The organism is Chitinophaga sp. (genome assembly GCF_036569125.1).
GTDB lineage: Bacteria > Bacteroidota > Bacteroidia > Chitinophagales > Chitinophagaceae > Chitinophaga.
Genome location: NZ_DATCRF010000450.1, coordinates 1 through 5,768, shown reverse-complemented (window position 1 = coordinate 5,768; position 5,768 = coordinate 1). Strand labels below are relative to the sequence as shown.

Sequence of the window (5,768 nt, the reverse complement as noted above, 5' to 3'; positions counted from 1 at the left end):
GTGTACAGAAGGAGAGGTGCTGAATGCCGCCTTACCCGCCCATCTTAAACTTTCCAGCGAAACCATCCTATTATATAATGATGCCTTTGGCGATGATATGACCTCATTAGATGAGGATGAATACCTGATAGCAGAAGCCCTGCTGGTGCGCAAAGAGCTGCGTATTGGCGAAGTGCAGCTGATCCTGGATAAGGCCGATGTATACAGCACCATTAAAAAGCTCATAGAAAAAAAGGTATGCCTGGTATTTGAAGAGCTGAAAGAAGCCTATAAGGAAAAGAAAGAGAACTACGTGCAGCTGCACCCCGCCTATGAGCAGGAGGAGCAGCTGTCGGCCCTGTTCAATGAGCTGGGGCGCGCGCCCAAACAAATGGAGTTGCTGCTGGCTTACCTGCACCTGTTAAAAACACAAGGGGCTGTATTACAAAGCGAGCTGCTGAAAAAATCCGGCGCCAGCGCAGCACAGCTGAAAGGCCTGGTAGATAAAAATATTGTGTGGATAGAAAAACGGGTGGTTGACCGTGTACCGGGCAGCAAGGCCGAAGCGAATATAGATTTTATCCTGAGCCCTGCCCAGGAAGCTGCTTTGCTGGCCGTGCGCCAAAGTTTTGAGCACAAGCCGGTGACCCTGCTGCACGGGGTAACCTCCAGTGGCAAAACCCAGGTATATGTAAAGCTGATAGAAGAATGCATAGCCACCGGCAAACAGGTGCTGTACCTGTTACCGGAAATAGCGCTTACAGCGCAGATCATCCGCCGTTTGCAAAAACACTTTGGCAGTAAGATAGGCATCTATCATTCCCGCTTTAATAATAATGAAAGGGTAGAGATCTGGAACAAAGTAAAAAGCGGCGAGCTGCAGATAGTGCTGGGCGCCCGTTCCGGCATGCTGCTACCCTTCCGGGATATAGGCCTGATCATACTGGATGAGGAGCATGATGCCTCTTACAAACAGCAGGATCCCGCACCCCGTTACCATGCCCGCGATGCGGCTATTTATTATGCCGGCTTGTTTGGGGCGAAGGTATTATTAGGCTCTGCCACGCCTTCGCTGGAATCTTATTTTAACGCGCAGCAGGGCAAATATGGTTTGGTGACCCTGGAAGAAAGGTTTGGCGGCATAGAAATGCCGTCTATTGAAATAGCCGACATCAAGCAGCCCACTGCCGAAAAGCAGATGCTGCACAACTTTACACCCATGCTGGCCGATGCGGTTAAACAAACCCTGGCCCTTGGTAAACAGGTGATCCTGTTCCAGAACCGGCGCGGCTATGCACCTTTCCTGTTGTGTACCACCTGCGGCTGGATCCCGCATTGCAAGCAGTGCGACGTATCGCTCACCTACCACCGCAACCAGGATAAGCTGCATTGCCATTACTGCGGTACGCAGTATCCTTACCTGTATACCTGTGCCGCCTGCGGCAGCCAAACGCTGATACCCAAAAGTTTTGGTACGGAAAAAATTGAGGAAGACCTGCAGCAGCTGTTCCCCGAAGCCCGCATTGCCCGTATGGATGTGGATGCGGTGCGTAATAAGGACAGTCATAATAAAATGATCCAGCAGCTGGAGCAACAGCGTATAGACATACTCGTAGGTACGCAGATGGTGGTAAAAGGGCTGGATTTTGATAATGTGAGCCTGGTAGGCATTCTGAGTGCCGACAGTCTGCTTAGCTATCCTGATTTCCGGGTAAATGAACGGGCTTTTCAGCTGATGGAGCAGGTGAGTGGCCGGGCTGGCCGTAAAAAAGATAAGGGCCGGGTAGTGATCCAGGCTAATAATACCCGCCACCCTGTTTTACAATATGTAAGCCTGCATGATTATAAAGCCATGTATGAGGCAGAGATCGTGGAGCGGCAACGTTTTGGGTACCCGCCTTTTTTCCGTTTACTGAAAATCACTATCAAGCATAAGAAACAGCTGATCGTGGAGCAGGCGGCGCAGATCCTGGGCAGCTGGCTGCATCCTCACCTGGGCACCCAGCTGGTAGGCCCTGCAGCCCCGCTGGTAAGCCGGGTACGTAATAATTATCTACAGGAAATGCTGATCAAGCTGCCCCGCGATTCAAAAACCATCGCCCAAACCAAACAGCTGTTACGGGAGCATTTTGTAAAGCTGCAGGCAGAGAAGAAATTCCGGTCGGTTATTATTATTCCGGACGTGGACTGCGTTTAGATGTGCAGATGTGCGAATATGCAGATGTGCAAATGAGGCCCGGCTTCCATCTGCAAATCCGTATATCTTTTTCATTACTCATCTGCAGCAATCTATTCACCATCTCATTATTCCATTATCCCTCGCATTCCATCTGCACATCCGCATATCTGCACATTTACTCATCTGCAGCGATCTATTCATCATCTCATTATTCGATTATCCGCGGCATTCCATCTGCACATCCGCATATCTGCACATTTACTCATCTACAACGGTTCCCCCGCCATTTCCTTTATTGCATCTGATTCATAAATATGTGTACCGCTCTCGCCCTTTACCCCTGCAGCTACCATGGCTTTAGCCACTGTGGATGCCCGGATGCCCCGGTATTTCTTCCACCGTCCCTGCAGCAGAAAATAAAATACCTGTACCAGGTATTGCGTAAACACATCGCCGGGGCGGGGCTCATCCCGCTTACCCAGCAATGCCGAGGGGCGGAATATATGCATGCTGTTAAAACCCAGGCGGGTTATGGCCTGTTCAGCCTCCCCTTTGGTACGCAGGTAAAAAAAGCGGGAGTTTATGTTAGCCCCGATAGACGACATTAACAGGAACTGGTTAAACCCATGCCGTTTGGCCAGTGTGGCGCAACGCACGGGAATATTAAAATCCACCTCGCGGAACTGCTCCTTGCCGCCGGCTTTGCGTTTGGTGGTGCCAATGCAGCAAAACAGCACATCGCCCTGTAAAGCAGCCGACAAACTTTCCTCATCTTCAAAATCCACAATAATGCTTTCCAGTCCGGGCCGTTGTTTTAGTACCGGTTTGCGCATCAGTACCTTTACCTTGTCAAAGGCAGGGTTGTGCAGCAGCAGGTTCACCAGGTGGCTGCCGGTAAGCCCGGTAGCGCCAATTACAATAGCTGTTTGAGGCATTGTTCTGTTAATTATCTTTGTCCGGGAAAAAAACTACCGCTGTAGTTAATTATAGCCAGTTTATTGCTGAACAGTTACAAGTAACAGGCCACAATTGGCATCACTTACCTGTAGGTTGCAGTCTTATTATAAAGTTAAGTCATTGAATTTTCACATATGCAGGTAGCAGAAAATGTTTTACTCAGGCCGTATAATACCTTTGGCATTGCCGCACAAGCCCGTTATTTTGCCCCGTTTGCTACCCTGCAGCAGCTGCAGGAGGTTCTGGAAGATGGCCGCTGGAAGGCCCTTCCCCGCATGATCCTTGGCGGCGGCAGCAATATTTTATTTACCCGGGATTTTGACGGCCTGCTCCTGAAAAATGAGCTGAAAGGCATTACCCTGGTACGGGAAGATGAGGAATATATTTATGTAAAAGCCGGCGCCGGGGAAAACTGGCACCAGTTTGTACAGCACTGTATAACGCTTAATTATGCCGGGCTGGAGAACCTGTCCCTGATCCCCGGCAATGTAGGCGCCAGCCCTATGCAAAATATCGGCGCTTATGGCGTGGAAATTAAAGATCATTTTTATGAGCTGGAAGCCTATCACCTGAACGACCGTACGCTGGTAACATTCAACAACGCAGACTGTGCATTCGGTTACCGGGAGAGCGTGTTTAAACACCAGTACAAAGGCCAGTTCGTGATCCTGTCCGTAACCTACCGGCTGCGCAAACATCCGCAGTTCAATACCAGCTATGGCGCTATAGAACAGGAGCTGCAGCGGATGGAGGTAAAGGAGCTTTCCATACAGGCCATCAGCCAGGCAGTGATCAACATCCGCCGCTCCAAGCTGCCGGATCCGGCACAGATCGGCAATGCAGGCAGCTTCTTCAAAAACCCCACTATCAGCGCAGAACAATTTGCCGCCGTAAAACAGGCCCATCCTGATATTGTAGCTTATCCGGCTGCTAACGGACAGCACAAGCTGGCTGCAGGCTGGCTCATTGAACAATGTGGCTGGAAAGGTTACCGCAAGGGCGATGCCGGCGTACACGCCAAGCAGGCGCTGGTGCTGGTAAATTACGGCGATGCCAAAGGCCGGGAGATCTACAACCTATCCCAGGAAGTGCTGGATAGTGTACACGAAAAATTTGGCGTAGCGCTGGAAAGAGAAGTGAATATTGTTTAATGCTGAATGCTGTGCGTTAAGCCTTTAGCTTTTAGCGTTTAGCATTCAGCGTTCGACATTAAGCATTCCGCGTTACATGCGCAATGATCTTATCCGCATGGTCCCTCGAATTTTCAATAAACCATACGTGCGTATCCATACCGCCGCAAACCACGCCGGCCAGGTATACCCGGGGCAGGTTGGTTTCCATGGTATCCGGGTTATAGGCAGGATATTTTTTCTCATCCTTCGATAATTCAATACCGGCTTTTTCCAGGAAGCTGAAGTTGGGCTGGTAGCCCGTCATAGCAATCACATAATCATTCTCCACAGTTACCACACCATCCGGGGTAGAGATCTCTACTTCATCCGGCCGTATAGCTTTGATCACGGAATGGCAATGGGCTTTAATGGAGCCTTCCTTAATACGGTTCTCAATATCCGGTTTTACCCAGTATTTTACCCGGCTGCCGATACCGCTTTCACGGATCACCATTGTTACATCGGCGCCTTTGCGCCAGGTTTCCAAAGCCGCATCCACGGCAGAGTTATGGGCGCCCACTACAATTACGCGCTGCATGGCGTAAAAGTGGGGATCTTTATAATAGTGTCTTACTTTGGGCAGGTCTTCACCCGGTACGTTCATCAGGTTGGGAATATCATAAAAGCCGGTAGCAATTACAACATGCCGGGCCTGGTAATTATGCCGGGGTGTTTTCACCGTATAGGTATCCCCGTTAGGGGTAATGGTTTGTACTTCTTCAAACAGCTTTACGTGCAGCTCCCGGGAGGTAGCCACCCGCCGGTAATATTCCAGGGCTTCCGGGCGGGTAGGCTTTGCATTAATGGACATAAAGGGAATACCGTCTATCTCCAGCCTTTCGGAGGTAGAGAAAAAGGTCATATTCAAAGGGTAATTATATAATGAATTAACCAGGCAGCCCTTTTCCAGTATTACATAGCTCAACCCTGCCTTTTTTGCCGCCAGCCCGCAGGCCAGTCCTATAGGCCCCCCGCCAATGATGAGGATATCCAATGTTTCCATAGGATGAAAGTACGAATTATCAATTACGAATTGTAGGCCGGCAATCCCGGGAATTTTCAAAGCAATCGCTCTGATCTTCGCGGAACCCGGAGGTCCGGATAAACGGGCCTTTGCCCGGCGTGATACGCTTGATAATGTTTAACAGCAGGCCACTGCTGATACGATGATACAATAGCTAAATAGATTTACATAACAGGCGGGTGCAGCCCGTTTATTGGACCTCCGGGAAAGCGATACTAGCAACCACAACCCCAAAGCTAAAAGCTAACAGCCCAAAGCTAAAAGCTAACAGCTAAAAACACTACGCCTTCTGCATATACTCCAGCAGCCCAAACATCATCTCATTCGCTCCATCAGCCAGGGAGCTGCGGTCCGCTATAGCTTCCGCGCTTTGCACATACGGCGCAGGCGCCAGCTCATCATCGTCATGTTCCACCATTTTCAATACATCGTTACTGCGCACTTCCGGGTGAAATTG

At 49.9% G+C, this 5,768-nt stretch carries 4 protein-coding genes; 2 read left to right on the top strand and 2 right to left on the bottom strand.

Annotated features, from left to right (window positions below; translation table 11 throughout):
- Positions 1-2,176 (top strand): replication restart helicase PriA (priA, locus tag VIM87_RS16855; protein ID WP_331998123.1); only part of this gene is annotated, 2,176 nt, incomplete at its 5' end.
- Between the two features lie 248 nt (positions 2,177-2,424).
- On the opposite strand, the gene VIM87_RS16850 is transcribed toward priA, so the two are convergent.
- Positions 2,425-3,093, bottom strand: coding sequence for an NAD(P)H-binding protein (locus VIM87_RS16850; protein WP_331998122.1), 669 nt, complete (start codon positions 3,091-3,093; stop codon positions 2,425-2,427).
- A 156-nt stretch (positions 3,094-3,249) separates the two neighbouring features.
- Here VIM87_RS16850 and murB point away from each other — a divergent pair, with 156 nt between their 5' ends.
- Positions 3,250-4,266 (top strand): UDP-N-acetylmuramate dehydrogenase, encoded by a 1,017-nt coding sequence (murB, locus tag VIM87_RS16845; RefSeq protein WP_331998121.1) that lies wholly within the window; start codon positions 3,250-3,252, stop codon positions 4,264-4,266.
- A gap of 58 nt (positions 4,267-4,324) precedes the next feature.
- On the opposite strand, the gene VIM87_RS16840 is transcribed toward murB, so the two are convergent.
- Positions 4,325-5,290, bottom strand: a complete 966-nt coding sequence (locus VIM87_RS16840; RefSeq protein ID WP_331998120.1) for a YpdA family putative bacillithiol disulfide reductase — start codon at positions 5,288-5,290, stop codon at positions 4,325-4,327.
- Positions 5,291-5,768 lie beyond the last annotated feature (478 nt).